This is a genomic window from Streptomyces sp. SID8374 (genome assembly GCF_009865135.1).
GTDB lineage: Bacteria > Actinomycetota > Actinomycetes > Streptomycetales > Streptomycetaceae > Streptomyces.
In genome coordinates, this window is record NZ_WWGH01000001.1 from 1,997,510 (window position 1) to 2,015,686 (window position 18,177).

Here is an 18,177-nt window from a genome sequence, read left to right on the forward strand (position 1 = left end):
GCTACTCCTTGCCGGGTACGGAGGTGGGGGCGGCGGGTCCGGTTCCGCTCTGGGTGTCGACGGCCGGGGTCACCGTGGCCGGACCGGCCGGGATCGCGGTGGCCGAGGCGGAGGACCCGGTTCCGGCGCGCGAGAGGATGAGCAGCAGGGCCCAGGTGATGAGCAGGGAGAGCAGCGAGACGGCGACCGACATCCGGGCCTCGGCGCCGGAGACGGTGACGATCCACACCGCGAAGGGCCGGAACCCCAGCAGCGAGGCGACGGTGTACTCGCCGAGCACCAGCGCCAGGGTGAGGAAGGAGGCCCCGGCGAGCGAGGAGCGCAGGTTGGGCAGGATGACGCTCACGATCACCTGCAACCGGCCGGCCCCGCAGTTGCGGGCCGCCTCCACCAGCGTGGGTACGTCGACGGCACGGAGCCCCGCGTCCAGCGAGCGGTGCACGAACGGCAGCGCCAGCACGGTGTAGGCGAGGACCAGCACCACCGGGAACGACTCGTTCTGCACGGCCAGGAAGGTCTGGTAGAGCGGGGTGCGCGAGAAGTGGTCGGGCCCCCAGCGCAGCACGGTGGCGATCCCGGTGACCAGGGCGATCGGCGGCACCACCAGCGGCATCATGCAGACGATCTCGACGACGGCCCGCAGCCGGGGCGGCCCGAGCCGCACCGCGACGAGCGCGGGGACGACGAGCAGCAGGGCGAGCGCGATCGTGGCGGCGGCGAGGGAGAGCGAGAGGAACAGGCTCTCGGTGAAGCCGTCGGCCGACAGGATGCCGCTGTACGCCTCGAAGGTGAGGCCCTGGTTCGGTACGTGAACCGTGAAGACGAACGAGGAGAGCAGCGGGGTGACGAAGTAGAGCCCGGCGACGGCCAGTACGGCTCCGCGCCAGTAGCGGGGGCGCGTGCGGCGGGCCTTCACCGGCGCGGGCGCCGGGACGGAGGCCTCGGGGGCGGCGGTGGTCAGTGCAGCCATCGGGAGCTCCGTCGCTGGAGGGGCAGATAGACCGCCATCACCAGTCCGGCGATCACGATCATGTCGAGGCTCAGCGCCAGGGCCACGTTCTCCTGGCCGACCAGGACGTTCCCGGAGAGCGCGTCGGCGATCTTCAGGGTGACCAGCGGTACGGAGCCGCCGACGAGGGCGGCGGCCGTGGCGTGCGCGGCGAAGGCGCTGCCGAAGAGGAGGACGAACCCGCCGAGCAGCGAGGGTGCCAGCACCGGCAGTCCGACGTACCGCCAGAACTGCCAGGCGGTGGCGCCGTTGTTGCGGGCGGCCTCGCGCCACTGGGGGCGCAGCCCGTCCAGCGCCGGGACGACGACGATCACCATGAGCGGGATGAGGAAGTAGAGGTAGATGACGGTGAGTCCGGTGAAGGAGTAGAGGTTCCAGCCGAGCGCGTCCAGGTGGCCGAGCTGCGTGACCACACCGGAGATGCCGAGGGTGGCGACGAAGGCGAAGGCCAGCGGGATGCCGCCGAAGTTGGCGAGGACGCCGGAGGCGGTGAGCACGGCCCCGCGCAGCGAGCCGCGCCGGGAGGTGACGACGGCCTGGGCGATCAGCACGCCGAAGACGGTGGCGATGGCCGCGGTCAGGGCGGAGAGCTGGACGCTGCCGGTGAGCGAGGTGAGGTAGGGGCCCTGGAGCGAGCGCGTCAGGTGCTCGCCGGTGAACTCGGTGGTGCCGGAGACCGCGTCGGTACGGGTGATCGCCCCGTACAGCAGGGCGCCGGCGGGCAGTCCGAAGCAGAGTCCGGCGAAGACGAGCAGCGGGAGGGCCCCGAGCCAGGCGCGGGGCGGCCGGCGGCGGCGCGTACGGCCACCGGCCTTCACAGCGGCCGCCCCGGGTCCCGGGGCGGCGGTCGGGTGGGAAGGGGTCATCAGGAGACGGCCTTGTCCCAGTTCTCGGAGAGCGTGGCGTTGGCCTTGTCGAGTTCCTCGGAGCTCGGGAAGGACGGGGTGCCCTCGACCTTGGGGAGCTTGGTGACGAAGGTCTTGTCGGCCGTGCCGTCCTCGGTCATGGCGGGCAGCAGCACCGGGCGGGCGTACCCCTTCAGCCAGAGGTTCTGGCCCTCGGCGCTGTACAGGTACTCCATCCACAGGCGGGCGGCCGCGGGGTGCGGGGCGTCCTTGTTGATGGCCTGCGAGTAGAACTGGGCGTAGACGCCGTCGGAGGGCACGGAGACCTTCCAGTCGACGCCCTTGCCCTTGAACTGGTCGGCGTACCCGGCGTTCAGGTAGTCCCAGTCGATGCTGATCGGCGTCTCGCCCTTTTCGACGGTGGCCGGGGTGGACTCGACGGGGATGAAGTTGCCGCTCTTCTTCAGCTTGCCGAAGAAGTCGATGCCGGGCTGGATGTCCCCGAACGAGCCCTTGTTGGCCAGGGACGCCGCGTACACGCCGCCGAACGCGGAGCCGGACTTGGTCGGGTTGCCGTTGAGGGCGACCTTGCCCTTGTACTCGGGCTTCAGCAGGTCCGCGAAGGTCTCGGGGCAGGTCTTGATACGGGCGGCGTCGCAGCCGATGGAGACGTAACCGCCGTAGTCGTTGTACCAGCGGCCGTCCGCGTCCTTCTGGCTGTCGGGGATCTTGTCCCAGGACTCGACCTTGTACGGGGCGAAGAGGTTCTCGGAGGCGCCGCTGCGGGCGAAGGCGATACCGAGGTCGAGGACGTCGGGGGCACGCTTCTGGCCCTTGCGGGACTTGACGGCGGCTATCTCGTCGGAGCTGGAGCCGTCGGGGTTCTCGCTCTTGATCTTGACCTTGTACTTGGCCTGGAAGCTCTTGATGATCTCACCGTAGTTGGCCCAGTCCGGCGGCAGCGCGATCACATTGAGCTCGCCCTCCTTCTCGGCGGCCGCGACCAGCTTCTCCAGCCCGCCGAAGTCGGCGGCCGAGGTGGCCTCGGTGGACTTCACCCCGTTCGCGCCGGTCTCGGCCTTCTCCTCGGGCGCGGCACCGCAGGCGGTGAGGGCGGTGAGGGCGGCGGTGGAGAGGGCGAGGGCGGCAACGGCACGGCTGTTGGCACGAATACGGGGACGGGGTCGAGCTCTGCGCACGGTAGGTCTCCCAGAAGCGAAGCGTGAGGGCCACTTGTTCATACAAGCTGGCACCAGTTCGCCCGGGCCAGGTGTCCGGGAAGTTAACGTCCCATGTCTACCGCCGCAAGAGGGCGGGAAGAGAAAAGCGCACTATCCAGGGGTTCTGGTAGATAACGACCTCGCATCGAAACGGGCTGCGACGACGCTAGAGTGAGCGGCAGGACCGTCACCGAAGAGCGGACCTGTACACAGCGCATCCTGCGCATGGACGGCCGAGGGGGACGTGTGGGCGCTACGCGCTACCGGGAGATCGCCGAGTCGCTGCGGCACGCCATCCGCACCGGCACCTACCCGCTCGGCTCCCGGCTGCCGTCCGAGAGCGACCTCTCCGCCCGCTGGGAGGTCTCGCGCGGCACGGTCCGCCAGGCGGTGGCGCTGCTCGCGTCGGAGGGCCTGATCGGCTCCCGCCAAGGGGCGCGCCGGGTCGTCCTGCGCCAGGAGCGACGCCAGAGCTTCCAGCAGCTCAACAGCTTCGCGCAGTGGGCGCAGGCCATGGGGTGCGAGGTGGCCAGCCGCATCCTGACCCGCACCGTGCGGCCCGCCACCGACGAGGAGGCCGAGCGCATGGACGCGGAGCCGGGCAGCGAGGTCCTGTACGTCCTGCGGCTGCGGTGGCTGGACGGGGAGCCGGTGATGGTGGAGCGGACGGTGTACGCGGACTGGGTGGCCCCGGCCGTCCTGGCGCTGCCGGAGGACTGCGTCTCGATCATGGACAGCATCGCGGAGCGGGCGGACATCGTCGCGCACCACGGCGAGCACCTGATCGACGCGGTCGCGGCGGGCAGCGAGGACGCGCGCCTGCTCCAGGTCCGCCGGGCCAGCCCGCTGCTGCGCCAGCGCCACCTGACGTACACGGCGGCGGGCCGGGCCATCGAGTGGACGGACGACCGCTACCGGGCGGGCAGCGTGGTCTTCAACGTGATGAACTCGGCGGGGGCGGCGCCGCTGGAGCGCAGGGCGGGGCCGGACGTGCGGGGCTGAGCCCTGCCGCGTGCGGGCTGAGCTCTCCCGTACGCGTACCGGCTCAGCCGCCGGAGGTGTCCAGCTCCGCGTCGGCGCTGACACCGGCGCAGTCGTACGGGTCCTTGAGCCAGCCGTCCGGCAGGACGACCCGGTTGTTGCCCGAGGTGCGCCCGCGCGGCCCGTCGGCGCCGTCCGGCCAGGGCTGGTCGAGGTCCAGCTCGTGCAGCTGACCGGCCAGCTCCTCCAGCGAGGAGGTGATGGCCAGCTTCTTGCGCATCTCGGAGCCGACCGCGAAGCCCTTGAGGTACCAGGCCACGTGCTTACGGAAGTCGATGACGCCACGGGCCTCGTCGCCGATCCACTCCCCCAGCAGCGTCGCGTGCCGCACCATGACGTCCGCCACCTCGCGCAGGGTGGGCGCGTGCCGGGTCGCGCTGCCCTCCATGGCGTTCACGAGATCGGCGAAGAGCCAGGGCCGCCCCAGGCATCCGCGCCCGACGACGACACCGTCGCACCCGGTCTCGCGCATCATCCGCAGGGCGTCATCGGCGCACCAGATGTCCCCGTTGCCGAGGACGGGAATCTCGGGGACGTGCTCCTTGAGCCGGGCGATCGCGTCCCAGTCGGCGGTGCCGCCGTAGTGCTGGGCGGTGGTCCTGCCGTGCAGGGCAACGGCGGTCACGCCCTCCTCGACGGCGATACGCCCCGCGTCCAGGAAGGTGAGGTGGTCGTCGTCGATGCCCTTGCGCATCTTGATGGTGACGGGGAGGTCCCCGGCGCCGGTGACGGCCTCCTTGAGGATGGCCCGCAGCAGGGGCCGCTTGTACGGCAGCGCGGAGCCGCCGCCCTTGCGGGTGACCTTGGGGACGGGGCAGCCGAAGTTGAGGTCGATGTGGTCGGCCAGGTTCTCGTCGACGATCATGCGGACGGCCTTGCCGACGGTGACCGGGTCCACTCCGTACAGCTGGATCGACCGCGGGGTCTCGGTCGCGTCGAAGTGGATGAGCTGCATGGTCTTCTCGTTGCGCTCCACCAGCGCCCGCGTGGTGATCATCTCGCTGACGAAGAGCCCCTTGCCCCCGGAGAACTCCCGGCACAGCGTCCGGAACGGGGCGTTGGTGATACCGGCCATGGGCGCGAGCACCACCGGCGGCTGCACGGTGTGCGGGCCGATACGGAGCTGCGGGAGGGCGGGGGCGAGCGTGGTCATTGCTCCATTGTCGCGTACGCCGGAGGGGTGGCCGCCGTGGCGTCCGGGGGTCGTGGTCACGCGGCGCGGCCGTAGCCCTCGGCATGGTCTCCGGGCGGGTCGTCGCAGTCGTCGCTGCCACCGGGTCCGTCGCAGCAGTCGGGCCGGTCGATGTGCCGGAGCCGGGGCTTCTGGGCGGCCCGCAGGAGCGCCCACGCGACGAGCAGCACACCGGTCAGCACCCAGGGGGCCATCCACACGGTGGGCCACCACGCGGCCGGCGGCCGGAACACGAGCTCGGCCGCGGTGAGGGCCATGGCGATGGCATGCGCCCAGCAGAGAGAGGTCCGGGCCAAACGGGCGGCGCGGTCGGTTCTGCGACACCCGGGTCTCACCTTCGATCCGCCCTGTTCCATGATCCCCCGTCCCACCACGCGCTCTCACCTTGCGCTCTCGCCTCTGCTGCTCCGCCCGACCTTGATTGCTCATGCGTTCGAACGCGAGAAACGGTCGTGCGCGTGGTCGGTTTTCGGCCCCGTTTCATTGATGCCGAAACAGTTGCCACATGGAAAGAGATGCCGGGCGCGACCCCGTTCAGGGATGAACCGGACACCGAAGTCGGCTTGTTCTGCCCCGTTTACGCGTTTCCCGTCGAGAAATTGTTCGTGTCGCGTGAAGACCGCGTGGCAGCGTGTGCCGCTCCGGTGATCGCAACGGTCACCGCGTCCACGAATCCCGCGGGGGGATCGCATGGTTTCGCGTGCTTCCGGCACGCCGTTTCGGCGTGCCCGTACATCTCGTACATCTCACAGAACCGCCCTGACGGCGGCTTTGGTGGTGGCCGCGCTGGGGGCCTCCGCGCTGCCGGCGCTGGCCGCGCCGGGCGAGGACCCCGCTCCGGCCCCGGCAGCGGTCTCGGTCTGGGGCAAGAAGGCCGATCCGGAGCCCGTACCACCGGTCAAGGTCGGCACCAACAGGCCCCCGGGCAACGAGGAGCCATCCGCTCCGTCAGCGGCGGAGGCCGCTTGGCAAGCCGCGCAGAAGGAGCGGGCCGGGGCCGGTGACAGCGGGTCGCCGTCCACGGCGCGTTCGTCGGTCGGTGTACGCAGTTGGGTGCCGCGCGGACAGGGGGCGGTGCCCTGGCACCAGATCTCCGACGTCCGGGTCACGGACTCGCTGGTGGCGAGGATCGACCTGTCGAACGGCAACCTGATGCTCGCCGCGACCGACTTCGAGGTCGCGGGGGTCGGCCAGAAGCTGCGGCTGGCACGTACGTACAACTCGCTGGACGCCCCGTGGGGGAAGGTCTCGCAGCGGTGGTGGCAGGAGTACGAGCGCTACCTCGACCTGTACGCGAACGAAGTGGTGCTCTTCGGCGCCACCGGGGACGCGGCGTCCTTCACGAAGAACACCGACGGCACCTTCACCACGCCGAAGGGGTACTCCAAGGACCTGAAGAAGAACGCGGACGGCACGTACACGCTGACCGACCGCAAGTCCGGCTCCAAGGACACCTACGACCAGTACGGCACGCTGACGAAGGTCACCGACCGCAACAAGGGCGCCATCACCGTCACCCAGCACGACGAGGGCGCGGAACACAAGGGTTTCAAGATCACGGAGAGCCGCTCCGGGCGGTGGGTGGACCTGGTCAAGACGTACCCGAACCAGTGGCAGGCCAAGGACCACACGGGCCGTACCGCTGTCTTCGACCTCAACGCGGCCGGTGACCTGGCGAAGACGACGGACACCGAGGGCAAGTCCACGCTCTTCGGCTACGACTCCTCGAACCGCCTCACGAAGATCACCACCCCCGACGGCCGGGTGACGGTCTTCACCTACGACGGTGAGAACCGCGTCACCTCGATGCTCCGGGCCACCGAGCTGAACGGCTCCGGCCACACCGGCCCGACCTGGACCTACGCCCACTCCGCCACCTCGCACGACACCGCCGGTACGACGGCGGTCACCGACCCGGAGCAGCAGTCCACGAAGTACGAGCACGACGCGGACGGACGGGTCACGAAGGTCACCGACGCGCTGGGGCAGACGCGTTCCAGGACGTATGACGCGAACCACAACATCGACACGGCGACCGACGCCCTGGGCGTGGGCAGCACCCCGGGCAATGTCACGAAGTACGGCTGGGACTCCCGCAACAACCCGACCGGCTCCACCCTCCCCACCGGGGCGACCGCGATCGTCACGGGCTACCAGACGATCGCCGGCACGGACCTGCCCGGCAGCATGACGACGGCGGACAACGAGAAGACCAACTACACCTACGACACGGCGGGCAACACCAAGTCCGTCGCCGTCCAGGGCACGGGCGGCGGCAACCAGTCCTTCGACCGCAACCCCGCCACCCCCACCTGCGGCGGCTTCGAGGGCCAGGTCTGCAAGGTCACCACGAAGATGACCGCGTCCAAGTCGGTCGCCACCAGCTTCACCTACGACGCCAAGGGCAACCTGACGACGGTCAAGGCCCCGGCCCCGCTGGGCACGACCACGTACACCTACGACGCACTGGGCCGCCCCGAGACGGTGGAGGACGCCCGCGGCGTCACGGTCGTCTACACCTACGACCACCGGGACCGGGTCAAGAAGGCCGACTCCTCCAACTACCAGGCCGTCATCTACGAGTACGACGGCGACGGCAACCTCGTCCAGCGCTCGGACGGCGCGGGCGTGATCAAGTACGCCTTCGACCCGCTCTCCCGCGAGACGGTCCGCACCTTGCAGAACGGCTCGCAGACGGTCCTGGCCTACACCCCGGCGGGTAACGTCGACACCTACCAGGACCCGGCCGGCCTGACCGACTACACCTGGAACAAGGTCAACAAGCTCGCCGAGCTGAAGGACCCCCAGGGCAAGGTCACGAAGTACGAGTACAACAAGAACGACGTCCGCACGAAGACCACGTACCCCGGCAACACGGTGCACACGGTCACCCCGGACAAGTCCGGCCGCCCGGAGAAGATCAAGGCCACCAGCCCCAAGGGCACCCTGGTCGACCTGGCCTACACCTACGGCTACGGAACCGGCGGCGCGACCGACGGCGGCAAGATCCGCACCACGACGGACGCGGTCGCGGGGACGAGGACGAGCTACGAGTACGACAGCGCGGGCCGCTTCTCGTACGCGGCGGAGAACAAGGGCTCCACGCTCAACGCCTCCTGGCAGTACTGCTATGACCTCGCCGGGAACCTGACCTCCCAGGGTGTCGACAAGGGCTGCCCGCGCGGCACCACGTACACGATCAACGACGCCCAGCAGATCACCGCGAAGGACGGCTCAACCGCCAACTGGTCCTACGATCAGATCGGCAACGAGACCGCCGCCGCCTCCACCCCCGAGACCACCCGCACCGGCATCAAGTGGACCGACCACTCCCAGATGACGTCGATCACGACCGGCGGGAAGACGTACGCGGGCCAGTACGGCTCCACCGACCAGTCCGAACGCATCAAGCTCGGTGACACGTTCTTCCACAACGGGCCGCTGGGCCTCTCCGCCACCTCAACGGCCGGAGTGGACACCGGATTCAACCGCGAACCCGGGGGCACGCTGAACTCCATGACCCGCGGGGGCAAGAACCACTACTACCTGACCGACGCACTCGGCTCGGTCGTCGCCCTGGCCGACGAGGCGGGCACGAAGGTCAACACGTACGCCTACAGCCCGCGCGGCGTCCAACGCGCCACCACGAGCGAACAGGTCCCCCAGCCCTACCGCTTCGCCGGCGGCTACCAGGACCCCACCGGCCTCTACCACTTCGCGGCCCGCTACTACGACCCCAACATCGGCCGCTTCACCACCCCCGACCCCTCCGGCCAGGAAAAGAACCCCTACCTCTACGCCGAAGGCGACCCGGTCAACCGCATCGACCCCACCGGGCTGTGGTCGGTCATGGACACCATCAACACCACGATCGCCGTCGTCGGTTTGGCTGCCGCTATCCCCACAGGCGGAGCGTCTCTGACAGTCCTCACTGCCGTGGGGCTTGTCGGGGCTCAGACGGGGCTGGCTGTGGCAGTCGGCTGCGGTTTCTCAGAGAACTGCTGACGGACAAGGGGAGAAGATATGGCCGAGCAAGGCGCCCCACCATTCTATGTGCCCGTGGCGGTGCTGTTCCTGGTCGCCTCGGTAGTTGTGAGTGTCATCGCGGGTGACGCACACCCGGGACTTCGCACTGCGGCAATGATCGCCGGCGGAGCGATCGCCATCGGCCTAGTGCTCTACAAAGCTCGGTCAATTCTGAAAAAGTGAGGCTACAGACCTCATTTCAGAGCCAAGCCGGATAGCTGTATGCACACAGCTCGCGCGGTGCGCTGCGCGCTACGACGAGTGAACGGGCCTTCCAGCCCTACCGCTTCGTCGGCGGCTGACAGGACCCCACCGGACTGAGCGCAGGAAAAATAGCATCTACCGCTGTCAGCGGATAGATAAAGTTCCGGGCGGGAGAGGGTCCCCTCTCCCGCCCGGCAACGGAAAGGGATTCAGCATGTCGGAGCCGCATGTCGGATGGACGATGGAGCAGCGGGCTGCCGTCAAGCGGTATGTGCAGATTGCGGCCGTTTTTGCAGTTCTGGGTGTAGCCTTTTCGATCTTTCTGATTATCTCGGGAAATAGCGGAGGGTGGGGACTCCTGGCGATTATCGCATGCATCTCGATGGTGGGGTATTTTTTCATCCAGAGGGGGAAGGGCGGACGGGCCTGATCGCAACAGACGTGGACGGCGTTGCCGATTCTCCATTTCGGATGAGTTTGCAGGCCTTGCAGAGATAAGCCCCATAGCCTTGGATTCATATGCATTCCGCAGCGAGTGGGGCTGATTTCCGCGCATATCGTATCCATATTTCGCCAGGCGGCTGCCGGGGTCCCACCGGCCTCTACCACTTCGCGGCCCGCCACTACGCCCCCGACACCGGCCGCTTCATCACACCAAGGACAGTGGGGGCCGTGAGACGTTGAGTTCGGGCCCCCGCCACTCCCTGGAAATTACTCATGACGCCAGCAGGCAACGTGGTTGTGACGGTTGTCGCTCTGGCGGGAAAACAATTCACCGGAACCCTCCGGCCCCGTAGGCGCCGTCCCTTCGGGCTATGCCCGGTTCCGGCTTTCGTCCCTGCTGGGCAGCCACAGTCCGAACAGGGCGCCGTGTCCTGGTTCGCTGGTCGCGCTCACCGAGCCGCCGTGCAGCTCGGTGAGGTCGCGCACGATGGCGAGGCCGAGTCCGCTGCCGCCGGACTGCCGGGTGCGGGACTTGTCCGCGCGCCAGAAGCGGTCGAAGACGTGCGGCAGGCCGTCCTCCGCGATCCCGGGGCCGGTGTCGCGCACCTCGATGCGGACGCCCGCGCCGGTGCCGGGAGCTGTCTCATCCTGGTCGGCGGGGTGACCGGTGAGGGTGACCGTGCCGCCCACGGGTGTGTGCCGGATCGCGTTGGTCACGAGGTTGCCGACCGCCTGGCGCAGCCGTGCGGGGTCGGCGTCGAGCCACAGGTCCTCGTCCGCGTCGACGACGAGGGTGATCCGCTCGGCCTGCGCGCGGGCCTGGTGGCCCGCGGCGACCTGGTCGAGGAGAGGGCGTAGGAGGGTCGGCTCGGTGTGGAGGGTGAGCCGGCCGTCGTCCAGGGCGGCGAGGTCGCGCAGGTCGTCGATGACGTGCTGGAGCAGAAGGGCCTCGTCGTGGAGGGAGTCGATGTACGCGGCGTCCGCCGTGGCGACGCCGTCCTGGGCTGCTTCCAGCCACCCGCGGATGTTGCTGAGCGGCGTACGCAGTTCGTGGGCGATGTCGCTGATCATGGCCTTGCGCTGGCTCTCCAGCCGCGCACGGTGTTCGGAGAGGTCGTTGAAGGCCGCGGTCAGCCTGCCGATCTCGTCGTGGCCGCGGACGGGTACGGGCGCGCCGCTGTCGGCGGTCTTCAGCTGCTGGGCCGCGCGGGTCAGGCGGCGCAGTGGCCGGACCACCGGCGAGGCGGCGAGGAGTGCGGCGCCCATGGAGAGGGCGAACACCAGGGCCGCCAGGCCGGCGACTTCGGCGGTGCTGCGGGAGGAGAGGCCGAAGGCGGTGCGTTCGGCTCCGGTGGTCGGCCCCAGGGACAGTCTGGCGGGTGGGGCGACGTGGGCCCTGAGCTGTTCGCGGCGGCTCTGCGCGACGCAGGAGGTGATGTCGTCGCTGTTCGCCGCCGTCGTGCCGGTCGCCGTCGTGGACCAGGAGAAGTCGGGGCCGACGCGGATGCCGGAGATGCCGGTCCCGCGCAGGCACGCGGCCACGAGGGTGTCCAGCTGGTCCAGGGCCCTGCGTTCCGTGTCGGTCGTGGTCCGTTCCAGGACCCGTTCGCACAGGGGGGCCGGGCCGGGGGTGGTGGAGCGGCCGAGGTGACGGATGGTGGGGCGGCCGTTGGGGGCGGTGTCGACGGCGGCCTTGATCCCGTTCTTCTCCAGGCACGCCACTTCTTGTTCGGCGTAGCGGGCCAGACGGGTGCGTTCGGCCTCGGTAAGGCGGTAGGGCCCCACCGCGCGGGGGTCGATCCGGTCCCCGGTGCCGTGTGTGCCGGGCGAGGCCGCGTCGAGGGGGGCGGTGTCGAGGGCGAGCGGGTCCAGCACGGCCGCCGATCGTGCGGGAGGAGGGGAGGTGTGCGGCGCGGAGTCGGCGAGGAGCTGTTGGTCGAGTGAGGCCAGGACGATGTGCCGGCCGGTCTCCTCGGACAGGCGGCGCACGTCGGGGCCGGCGCCGTCCCAGGATGTGTGCGTGGCCGCGTACCCCAGGAGCCGGTCGCGGATCCGGGCGTCGTCGGCGGCGATCTGCCCCTGCTCCCTCTCGATCGCCCCGGTCGCCGTCCGCGCGGTCAGCCAGGCCGTGGCCGCCACGCTGCACGCCCCGACCACGGCGGAGACCAGGAACAGCCGGAACAGCAGCCTCCTGTGCAGGGGCACTCGGCCGGACGGTTCAGGATTCGGCACGCGTGGCTCCCGCAACGCTCTCACCGCTGGTTTCCCCGTCCTGTGCTCCGATCGGACGGGCCGATGCCTGTTCTTCGACCGGACGCGCCGACGCGGCCTTGCCGGGCTGCTCGGTGCCGTCAGGCGGCAGGAGTTTGTAGCCGACCCCGAAGACGGTGACCAGCCGACGTGGGCTGCGGGGGTCGTCCTCGGTCTTTCTGCGCAGGTTCATGATGTGCATGTCCACCGCGCGGGAGGTGGTGTAGTGGCCGAAGCCGTCCAGCACGTCGAGGAGCCGGTCCCGGGTGAAGACCTGCCCCGGCCGGGCGGCCATCGCGGCGAGCAGCCGGAACTCTCCGGGCGTGCACTCGACGGGGCGGTCGTTCACCGTGACCTCGTGCCGCTCGGGGCTGACCCGCAGCGCTCCCACGCGCAGGTCGCTCTCGTCGGCGGGCGACGGACCGCCCCGTGCCGTTCGGCGCAGCAGCGTACGTACGCGGGCCACGAGCTCCCGCGGGCTGTACGGCTTGGTGATGTAGTCGTCCGCACCGAGGTCGAGGCCGAGCAGCAGATCGTCCTCGGTCGACCGGGCGGTCAGCAGCAGGACCGGCAGCTCACGGTCCTCGGCGCGCAGGACGCGCAGCACGTCCAGCCCGTCGACCCGCGGCATCATCCAGTCGAGGACGGCGAGGTCGGGCTCCCGCCGGCGGACCTGGTCGAGTGCCTCCCGGCCGTCATGGACGGTCCGGACGGTGTGCCCCTCGCGCTCCAGATAGCGGGTCAGCAGCTCGGCCTGTTTTCGGTCGTCCTCGGCGACCAGGATGTGTGCACGCATGGTGACGATCGTAAGTCAGAAGAAACCACTACCTATCCGGTTCCTCCCGCTATGCCCCTGCTGCTGACGTCCTCCCTACCGGAATCAGGCAGGACCCTGACGACTCCCTGACACGACTCGACTACCAAGGAGCCATGACCATCGCTCCTTCCGCCCGCCGGGCCCGCCGCGCGCCCGGTGCCCTCTCGCTGACCCTGTTGCTCGGTCTGGCCGGCCCGCTCGCCCTGCCCGGCACTCCGGCCTCCGCGGCAGCGCAGTCCGCTCCCCAGCGGTGGACACACCCGGTCGGCCCCGCCCTCCTGAAGCAGAGCCCGTCGCGGAAGGAGGTTCCCGTCAACGCGTGCGTACCGAAGCGGCTGCACGGCAAGGCGGTCAGCTTCACGGCTGCGGACGGCGTCCGGCTGTCCGGTCTCGTTCTGGGCAGCGGGCCGCGGGGCGTGGTCCTCTCGCACGAGAACGGCTGGAACATATGCAGCTGGCTGGCGTTCGCGAAGGAGCTCGCCGCCACCGGCCACCAGGTCATCGTCTACGACCAGCGCAATGTGCGCGGCGGGGCTTCCGAGCGCGGCGGCAGGGCCGACAACCTGCACTTCGACCGGGACGTCCGAGCCGCGGTCCAGCAGCTCAGGGACCGGGGCGCGACACACATCCTCGCGGGCGGAGCCTCCATGGGCGGTACCGCGACCGCGACCGCCGCCCCCGGGATCCCCGGCCTCGTCGGCCTGCTCATCCTGTCCTCGCCCCGCGCACTCCCGGCGATGAACCCGCTCCCGGGCCTGGCCGAGGTGACGGTGCCCTCCTTCTTCGCCGCCGCCACGGGCGACCAGACCTTCGTCGACGAAGTACGGGCCCTGCACAAGGCGTCCGGCGCGAAGGACAAGCAGATCCACGTCCTCGACAGCCATGTGCACGGCGTCGACATGATGGAGGACGGCACTGCCGGGGCACGCCTGCACGACCAGGTGCTGGCCTTCGTCGACGACGCCTTCCGGAAGTCCGGCGCATCCGCACCTCCGGTCCCCCCGGCCGGCCGCAGTGCCACGCCGCCGTCCGAACCGACCGGATCACCCGCCACCCGCGCCGCGGACGAACCGCGCACACCCCAGGCGGTGCCCCGGAGCGGCGAAGGACATGGCCGTCTGCTGCCTCTCGGCATCGGGGCAGCAGGCGTTCTCCTCATGGCAGCGGCCGTATGGACCGCCAGGACCAGGCTGCGAGGACGAGGCGTCCGACGCCGCCGCTGAGCATCCGCGCCGGGCACCCACGCACCACCGGGCGGGCAGCTCGGGTACGGCAACAGGCGTTCACCGAGCCGGTCCAGGACCAGGACCTTGCGGCCGTCCACCAGCACGACCGGCGCCTGGCCCTGGCGGACGAGCGGCGGCCAGGAGAGCGGACAACCTTCCGACAGCGTCCTGACAGGTCGCTGACATGCGATGACGACAATGGCGAGCCTCAGGCGTCCGGGACGGCGTGCCGGCCATGTGCCGACCCGCCCGCGACGACCGGAGACGACCCGAAAGGCAGGACACCGAATGACGGTGAAACACCGCAGGCCGCTCTTCTCCGCGAAGCCCGGCCGCAGAGCCCGCACCGCCGGGATCGCCGCCGTGGCGGCGGTCGCGGCGGCAGCGGTCGCGCCCCTGGCGGCATCGGCAGGAGAAGCAGCTCCCAGCCCCCGGCCCGGTCAGGAGACGGCCCGTCCGGCAGCCCGGAAGGTGGGCGAGGTCCGGTACGACCTCGGCCAACGGGCCTTCACCCCGCCCGCTCCTTACAAGGGCCGTACCGAACTCGCCGCCGTCGTCCACTATCCGAAGGATCTCGGACGCGGTGAGCACCCCCTGATCGTGATGCAGCACGGCCTGTGGCACACCTGCGCGGACGCCAAGGCGCAGGCCCGGCTGAAAGCCGCGGAGAAGGCGCTGGCCGAAGCCGAGAAGGCCGGTGACGAGGCGGAGGTGGCACGCCGGCAGAGGCTCGTGGAGAAGGCGGCCGACCCCCTGTGGTCCTGGCCCTGCCGGGGCAAAGTCGCTCCCCTGCCCAGCAGTTCCGGCTACGACTACCTGGCCAGGACCCTCGCCCGGCAGGGCTTCGTCGTCGTCTCCATGGGCGCCAACGGAATCAACGCGACCAGCGGCGGCCAAGCCCCCTCGGTGTACGAGGCCCGCGCCGCCCTGATCGACAAGCACTTGGAGCTGTGGCGGCAACTCTCCCTGGGGAAAGGGCCTTTGAAGGGCAAGCTCAAGGACACGCGGACTGGCAAGGTGAGCCGTGCGGAGTTCACCGGCCGTGTGGACCTCGGCCGGGTCGGCACCCTCGGCCACTCCATGGGCGGCGGCGGGGTGATGCAGCACGCTTCCGACGGCCGGCACGCCTCCTGGCCCAAGGGCGTCAAGGTGAAGGCCGCTCTCGGCCTCGCCCCCACCGCGACCTGGGACAACGAACCTGTCACCAAGGTTCCGCTCGCCGTCCTGTGGGGCACCTGCGACCAGGTCAACACCGGCAGGTACATCGACTGGAACAGGACGAAGAACCGGGCACCTCTGCACGGCATCACCCTGACCGGCGGCAACCACAACTACGTCAACACCCAGTGGTCCCCGCGCAGCGGACAGGTCGGCGCGAAGAACGACGCCGTCCCCGGGCGCCCCGGACACTGCCTCTCCCAGGACGGCAAGGAGCAGGAACACCGCGGGCTGGACGAGGCGGCCCAACGCCGCATCACCACCGCCTACACGACCGCCTTCTTCCGGCGCTACCTCCTGAACGACACCTCCGCCGACGCCCTGCTCACCGGTAAGCAGCAGTTGCCGTACGCGCCGGGCACGGTCCGCGTGGAGTACGTCCGGCCCCACCGCCCCTGAGGCGTCGTTGCGATCACCGGAGGAGTGATCGCCTCAGGTCCGGTGCCGCACAGTGCCCGGCCCGTACGGAAGCGCCGAGGGCGGCGTCCCCCGAGCCTGGAGGCCCCTCACCACCGGCGGTTCACCGTGGCCTTCGGGCCGGTCACCAAGGTTGCCGCCGGGACGTCCTCGGCCACCACCGCGCCCGCCGCGATCACCGCGTCCTTGCCGATGGTGACCCCGGGCAGGATCGTGGCGCCGGCGCCGATCCAGGCGTTCTCCTCGACGTGGATGGGCCCGCCCGTGAGGTAGTGGCGGCGCTCCTCCGGGTCCACCGGGTGGCCGCTCGTGATGAACGTGGCCTTCGGGCCGACCATCACGCGCTCGTCCAGCCGGATTCCCGCGTAGTCCAGGAACGTGCAGTTCTGGTTGATGAACACCCGCTCGGCCAGGTCGAGATGGAGGCCGTGGTCCGTGAAGAAGGGCGGGTGGACCGTGACCCTCGGCGGCAGCGGCCTGCCGAGGATCTGCGCGAACAGGGCTGCCTTGCCCTCCTCGTCCTCGAACGGCAGGACGTTCAGCCGGGAGGTCAGCTCGGTGACGCGGAGGACCCGGTCGGCCATGGCCTGGAACTCGGGGCTGTGGATGCGCATGAGGCGGTCGCTGGACATGGGCACCACCCTGCCACTCCCCGCACCCGGACGGCCTCCTGAGGCCGAGCACACCAGGAGCCCGAGGCGCTGTCCGCCTCGGGCTCCTCCGCGTCGTTCAGCTCGTTCACATGTTGGCGAAGATCGCGCCCAAGACCATGCCGCCCACCAGTCCGACGGCGCTCACGACGATGGCGACCGTGGCGAGCCGCTCGTGCCGGACGGTCTTGGCGATGATGGCCATCACGAGGCCGGCCAGGGCGAAGACGATCGGCAGGACGATGAACCCGATCACGCCGAGGACGATCGCGATGATGCTGAACACGTTGCCGCTCGCCCCGCGCCGAGGCGCGCCGGGGTGCTGCTGACCGGTCGGCTGGTTGCCGTACTGCGTAGTCATCTGCCACTCCTTCGGGACGGTCGCTCCGAGACCCGATCCCGATGTGGACCGGCCTGTTCCTCGGGTGCCCCGAAGTTCCCCGCTGACACGGCGGCCCGGCGATCGCGGCGATGTGGTGCGGCCGTTCCGGTCAGGCCGGTCGGCCCGCCTTCTCGCGCAGGGCCTGCTCCACGGCTTCCCGTACCCGCCGGTCCTCCTGGCGGCCGCGCCGGGCGCGGGCGCGGCGGATGAGGACGTACGCCGCCGTGGCCGCGGCCAGGACGAGGAGCACGAGCAGGAGCAGGGCCCAGGGGACGGCCCAGCCGGTGGCCGTGGCCCGGACCGGGTCGCGAGGGGTGGTGGAGCCGGCGGCGTCGGTGATGAGCGGGGTGACGGTGACATCGGCGGTGAGGCGGAACGCCGGGGTGACGTCGTGGACGGGGACCGTGACCTTCCACCGCTCGCCGGGCAGCAGCTCCGGCGGTGCCGCGATGGCCGGGGCGTCGGTGCTCAGCATCCCGAACGGGCCCGTGAGGGTGGCCTTCTGGGCGCCGGAGAGCAGGACGTTGCCGGTGTTGTGGAGGGTGTAGGTCACCGTGGCGTCGCCCCGGCCGAAGGGGTTGGCGGAGCCGTCGTAGGCGACGTGCGCGTCCTCGATGGCCAGGGTGGGCTTCAGGGCTCCGCTGACGCGCAGCTTGATCCGGATGCCGAGGCGGCGGTCGACCGCGATGCCCTCGGCGTCGCCGGGCTGCTTGAGCGAGGTCAGGATGCCGCCCACGTGGTCACCGGGGGTGGCGTTGCGCGGGATCTTGACCGTGAACGGGATCTCGGCGCTCTTGCCGGGGGCGATCACCACGCTGCTGTTCTCGGTGTGGACCCAGGCGCCCACGGAGGAGGACTTCTTCTCCCGGGTGAGGAGGTCCAGTTGTCCCTTCCCGGTGGTGTAGCCGTCGGCCGCGTAGACCGCCAGTCGCAGAGGCTCGGTGCCGTGGTTGGCGACGACCATGGCGTCCTCGATCTCACCGCCCGGGTTGACGCTGTGGCTGAAGCTCGGCCGGTCGTCCCCGAAGCCGTTCGACGCCGTCCGTACCGTCCAGGTGACCTCGCCCTCCGCCGCCCGGGCCGGTCCGGTGGACGCGCAGGTGAACGCCAGGGCCCCGAGCAGGGCGAGGGCCACGGCGCGGAGAAGGGACGCGGCGAGGGAGGTGGGGGCGGTACGGGGAAGGGGTGCCGGTGCGTACATCTGGGGTCTCTCTCGGAACGGGGGTGTGGCAGGCT

Annotated in this window: 15 protein-coding genes; 5 read left to right on the plus strand and 10 right to left on the minus strand. The window is 70.3% G+C overall.

All coding sequences use genetic code 11. The annotated features are described in order from the left end of the window. Position 1: 1 nt before the first annotated feature. The 3 genes from GTY67_RS08955 to GTY67_RS08965 are packed head-to-tail and all read right to left on the minus strand — an operon-like array spanning position 2 to position 3,053. On the minus strand, positions 2-970 hold the full coding sequence (locus tag GTY67_RS08955) for an ABC transporter permease subunit (RefSeq protein ID WP_237502565.1): 969 nt from the start codon (positions 968-970) through the stop codon (positions 2-4). Further along, positions 958-1,875 carry an ABC transporter permease subunit gene (locus GTY67_RS08960; RefSeq protein ID WP_176727578.1) on the minus strand — a complete coding sequence of 306 codons (918 nt, stop codon included), beginning with the start codon at positions 1,873-1,875 and terminating at the stop codon, positions 958-960. Before GTY67_RS08960 ends, GTY67_RS08955 begins: the two co-directional genes overlap by 13 nt. Then, positions 1,875-3,053 carry an extracellular solute-binding protein gene (locus GTY67_RS08965; protein WP_093693329.1) on the minus strand — a complete coding sequence of 393 codons (1,179 nt, stop codon included), beginning with the start codon at positions 3,051-3,053 and terminating at the stop codon, positions 1,875-1,877. Before GTY67_RS08965 ends, GTY67_RS08960 begins: the two co-directional genes overlap by 1 nt. A gap of 267 nt (positions 3,054-3,320) precedes the next feature. On the opposite strand from GTY67_RS08965, the gene GTY67_RS08970 reads away from it, so the two are divergent. After that, positions 3,321-4,076, plus strand: a complete 756-nt coding sequence (locus GTY67_RS08970) for a GntR family transcriptional regulator (protein WP_161278324.1) — start codon at positions 3,321-3,323, stop codon at positions 4,074-4,076. A 43-nt stretch (positions 4,077-4,119) separates the two neighbouring features. Here GTY67_RS08970 and dusB read toward each other — a convergent pair whose 3' ends face one another. Both dusB and GTY67_RS08980 read right to left on the minus strand, forming a co-directional pair. Next, a complete protein-coding gene (dusB, locus tag GTY67_RS08975) occupies positions 4,120-5,268 on the minus strand; it encodes a tRNA dihydrouridine synthase DusB (protein ID WP_093693327.1) in 1,149 nt (382 codons plus the stop codon). A 56-nt stretch (positions 5,269-5,324) separates the two neighbouring features. After that, complete coding sequence (locus GTY67_RS08980) at positions 5,325-5,564, minus strand: hypothetical protein (protein ID WP_093693326.1); 240 nt, start codon at positions 5,562-5,564, stop codon at positions 5,325-5,327. 517 nt (positions 5,565-6,081) lie between these two features. On the opposite strand from GTY67_RS08980, the gene GTY67_RS08985 reads away from it, so the two are divergent. Continuing rightward, positions 6,082-9,312 (plus strand): RHS repeat-associated core domain-containing protein, encoded by a 3,231-nt coding sequence (locus tag GTY67_RS08985; RefSeq protein ID WP_161278325.1) that lies wholly within the window; start codon positions 6,082-6,084, stop codon positions 9,310-9,312. 18 nt (positions 9,313-9,330) lie between these two features. Further along, positions 9,331-9,516 carry a hypothetical protein gene (locus GTY67_RS08990; protein WP_141712300.1) on the plus strand — a complete coding sequence of 62 codons (186 nt, stop codon included), beginning with the start codon at positions 9,331-9,333 and terminating at the stop codon, positions 9,514-9,516. A gap of 834 nt (positions 9,517-10,350) precedes the next feature. Here GTY67_RS08990 and GTY67_RS08995 read toward each other — a convergent pair. After that, on the minus strand, positions 10,351-12,186 hold the full coding sequence (locus GTY67_RS08995) for a HAMP domain-containing sensor histidine kinase (RefSeq protein WP_343238654.1): 1,836 nt from the start codon (positions 12,184-12,186) through the stop codon (positions 10,351-10,353). A gap of 13 nt (positions 12,187-12,199) precedes the next feature. After that, the gene (locus tag GTY67_RS09000) at positions 12,200-13,027 is read right to left on the minus strand and encodes a response regulator transcription factor (protein WP_202461387.1); all 828 of its coding nucleotides are present in this window, start codon (positions 13,025-13,027) and stop codon (positions 12,200-12,202) included. A 134-nt stretch (positions 13,028-13,161) separates the two neighbouring features. On the opposite strand from GTY67_RS09000, the gene GTY67_RS09005 reads away from it, so the two are divergent. Together GTY67_RS09005 and GTY67_RS09010 are read left to right on the plus strand one after the other, a co-directional pair. Beyond that, the gene (locus GTY67_RS09005; RefSeq protein WP_161278327.1) at positions 13,162-14,271 is read left to right on the plus strand and encodes an alpha/beta fold hydrolase; all 1,110 of its coding nucleotides are present in this window, start codon (positions 13,162-13,164) and stop codon (positions 14,269-14,271) included. A gap of 291 nt (positions 14,272-14,562) precedes the next feature. Continuing rightward, a complete protein-coding gene (locus GTY67_RS09010; RefSeq protein ID WP_161278328.1) occupies positions 14,563-15,891 on the plus strand; it encodes an alpha/beta hydrolase in 1,329 nt (442 codons plus the stop codon). 107 nt (positions 15,892-15,998) lie between these two features. On the opposite strand, the gene GTY67_RS09015 is transcribed toward GTY67_RS09010, so the two are convergent. The 3 genes from GTY67_RS09015 to GTY67_RS09025 form a co-directional block, all read right to left on the minus strand. Beyond that, complete coding sequence (locus GTY67_RS09015; RefSeq protein WP_161278329.1) at positions 15,999-16,541, minus strand: DapH/DapD/GlmU-related protein; 543 nt, start codon at positions 16,539-16,541, stop codon at positions 15,999-16,001. A 106-nt stretch (positions 16,542-16,647) separates the two neighbouring features. Then, positions 16,648-16,920 (minus strand): hypothetical protein, encoded by a 273-nt coding sequence (locus GTY67_RS09020; RefSeq protein WP_093693319.1) that lies wholly within the window; start codon positions 16,918-16,920, stop codon positions 16,648-16,650. A gap of 130 nt (positions 16,921-17,050) precedes the next feature. Continuing rightward, complete coding sequence (locus tag GTY67_RS09025; RefSeq protein WP_161278330.1) at positions 17,051-18,142, minus strand: DUF916 domain-containing protein; 1,092 nt, start codon at positions 18,140-18,142, stop codon at positions 17,051-17,053. Positions 18,143-18,177 lie beyond the last annotated feature (35 nt).